This window comes from Pseudomonas sp. ME-P-057 (assembly GCF_030208975.1).
In the GTDB taxonomy this organism is placed as follows: domain Bacteria; phylum Pseudomonadota; class Gammaproteobacteria; order Pseudomonadales; family Pseudomonadaceae; genus Aquipseudomonas; species Aquipseudomonas lutea.
Genome location: NZ_JARVSX010000043.1, coordinates 1 through 3,011, shown reverse-complemented (window position 1 = coordinate 3,011; position 3,011 = coordinate 1). Strand labels below are relative to the sequence as shown.

1 rRNA gene is annotated in these 3,011 nt (G+C 51.9%); it reads right to left on the bottom strand.

Annotated elements, in window-relative coordinates:
* Nucleotides 1-33 precede the first annotated feature (33 nt).
* Nucleotides 34-2,925, bottom strand: a 23S ribosomal RNA gene (locus QRN48_RS22925).
* Nucleotides 2,926-3,011: the final 86 nt, after the last annotated feature.

The following is a 3,011-nucleotide window of genomic DNA, read 5'->3' as shown; positions in this document are numbered from 1 at the left end:
CTGCTGTCTGTCTGCAGATTGCTTGGGTGTTATATGGTCAAGCCTCACGGGCAATTAGTATTGGTTAGCTCAACGCCTCACAGCGCTTACACACCCAACCTATCAACGTCGTAGTCTTCGACGGCCCTTCAGGGAACTCAAGGTTCCAGTGAGATCTCATCTTGAGGCAAGTTTCCCGCTTAGATGCTTTCAGCGGTTATCTTTTCCGAACATAGCTACCCGGCAATGCCACTGGCGTGACAACCGGAACACCAGAGGTTCGTCCACTCCGGTCCTCTCGTACTAGGAGCAGCCCCTCTCAAATCTCAAACGTCCACGGCAGATAGGGACCGAACTGTCTCACGACGTTCTAAACCCAGCTCGCGTACCACTTTAAATGGCGAACAGCCATACCCTTGGGACCGGCTTCAGCCCCAGGATGTGATGAGCCGACATCGAGGTGCCAAACACCGCCGTCGATATGAACTCTTGGGCGGTATCAGCCTGTTATCCCCGGAGTACCTTTTATCCGTTGAGCGATGGCCCTTCCATACAGAACCACCGGATCACTAAGACCTACTTTCGTACCTGCTCGACGTGTCTGTCTCGCAGTCAAGCGCGCTTTTGCCTTTATACTCTACGACCGATTTCCGACCGGTCTGAGCGCACCTTCGTACTCCTCCGTTACTCTTTAGGAGGAGACCGCCCCAGTCAAACTACCCACCATACACTGTCCTCGATCCGGATAACGGACCTGAGTTAGAACCTCAAAGTTGCCAGGGTGGTATTTCAAGGTTGGCTCCACGCAGACTGGCGTCCACGCTTCAAAGCCTCCCACCTATCCTACACAAGCAAATTCAAAGTCCAGTGCAAAGCTATAGTAAAGGTTCACGGGGTCTTTCCGTCTAGCCGCGGATACACTGCATCTTCACAGCGATTTCAATTTCACTGAGTCTCGGGTGGAGACAGCGCCGCCATCGTTACGCCATTCGTGCAGGTCGGAACTTACCCGACAAGGAATTTCGCTACCTTAGGACCGTTATAGTTACGGCCGCCGTTTACCGGGGCTTCGATCAAGAGCTTCGCGTTAGCTAACCCCATCAATTAACCTTCCGGCACCGGGCAGGCGTCACACCCTATACGTCCACTTTCGTGTTTGCAGAGTGCTGTGTTTTTAATAAACAGTCGCAGCGGCCTGGTATCTTCGACCGGCATGAGCTTACGGAGCAAGTCCTTCACCCTCACCGGCGCACCTTCTCCCGAAGTTACGGTGCCATTTTGCCTAGTTCCTTCACCCGAGTTCTCTCAAGCGCCTTGGTATTCTCTACCCAACCACCTGTGTCGGTTTGGGGTACGGTTCCTGGTTACCTGAAGCTTAGAAGCTTTTCTTGGAAGCATGGCATCAACCACTTCGTGTTCTAAAAGAACACTCGTCATCAGCTCTCGGCCTTGAAACCCCGGATTTACCTAAGATTTCAGCCTACCACCTTAAACCTGGACAACCAACGCCAGGCTGGCCTAGCCTTCTCCGTCCCTCCATCGCAATAACCAGAAGTACAGGAATATTAACCTGTTTTCCATCGACTACGCTTTTCAGCCTCGCCTTAGGGACCGACTAACCCTGCGTCGATTAACGTTGCGCAGGAAACCTTGGTCTTTCGGCGTGGGTGTTTTTCACACCCATTGTCGTTACTCATGTCAGCATTCGCACTTCTGATACCTCCAGCAAGCTTCTCAACTCACCTTCACAGGCTTACAGAACGCTCCTCTACCGCATCACTTGCGTGATACCCGTAGCTTCGGTGCATGGTTTGAGCCCCGTTACATCTTCCGCGCAGGCCGACTCGACTAGTGAGCTATTACGCTTTCTTTAAAGGGTGGCTGCTTCTAAGCCAACCTCCTAGCTGTCTAAGCCTTCCCACATCGTTTCCCACTTAACCATGACTTTGGGACCTTAGCTGACGGTCTGGGTTGTTTCCCTTTTCACGACGGACGTTAGCACCCGCCGTGTGTCTCCCATGCTCGGCACTTGTAGGTATTCGGAGTTTGCATCGGTTTGGTAAGTCGGGATGACCCCCTAGCCGAAACAGTGCTCTACCCCCTACAGTGATACATGAGGCGCTACCTAAATAGCTTTCGAGGAGAACCAGCTATCTCCGAGCTTGATTAGCCTTTCACTCCGATCCACAGGTCATCCGCTAACTTTTCAACGGTAGTCGGTTCGGTCCTCCAGTCAGTGTTACCTAACCTTCAACCTGCCCATGGATAGATCGCCCGGTTTCGGGTCTATTCCCAGCGACTAGACGCCCTATTAAGACTCGCTTTCGCTACGCCTCCCCTATTCGGTTAAGCTCGCCACTGAAAATAAGTCGCTGACCCATTATACAAAAGGTACGCAGTCACCCAACAAAGTGGGCTCCCACTGCTTGTACGCATACGGTTTCAGGATCTATTTCACTCCGCTCTCCGCGGTTCTTTTCGCCTTTCCCTCACGGTACTGGTTCACTATCGGTCAGTCAGTAGTATTTAGCCTTGGAGGATGGTCCCCCCATGTTCAGACAAGGTTTCTCGTGCCCCGTCCTACTCGATTTCATTGACAAGAGATTTTCGCGTACAGGGCTATCACCCACTATGGCCGCACTTTCCAGAGCGTTCCGCTAATCTCAAATCAACTTAAGGGCTGGTCCCCGTTCGCTCGCCACTACTAAGGGAATCTCGGTTGATTTCTTTTCCTCAGGGTACTTAGATGTTTCAGTTCCCCTGGTTCGCTCCATACACCTATGTATTCAGTGTAAGGTAACTGTCTTATGACAGCTGGGTTCCCCCATTCAGACATCTCCGGATCACAGTCTGTTTGCCGACTCCCCGAAGCTTTTCGCAGGCTACCACGTCTTTCATCGCCTCTGACTGCCAAGGCATCCACCGTATGCGCTTCTTCACTTGACCATATAACCCCAAGCAATCTGGTTATACTGTGAAGACGACATTCGCCGAAAGTTTGCATTTCACAAACTTTACCTTAGCCTGGACAC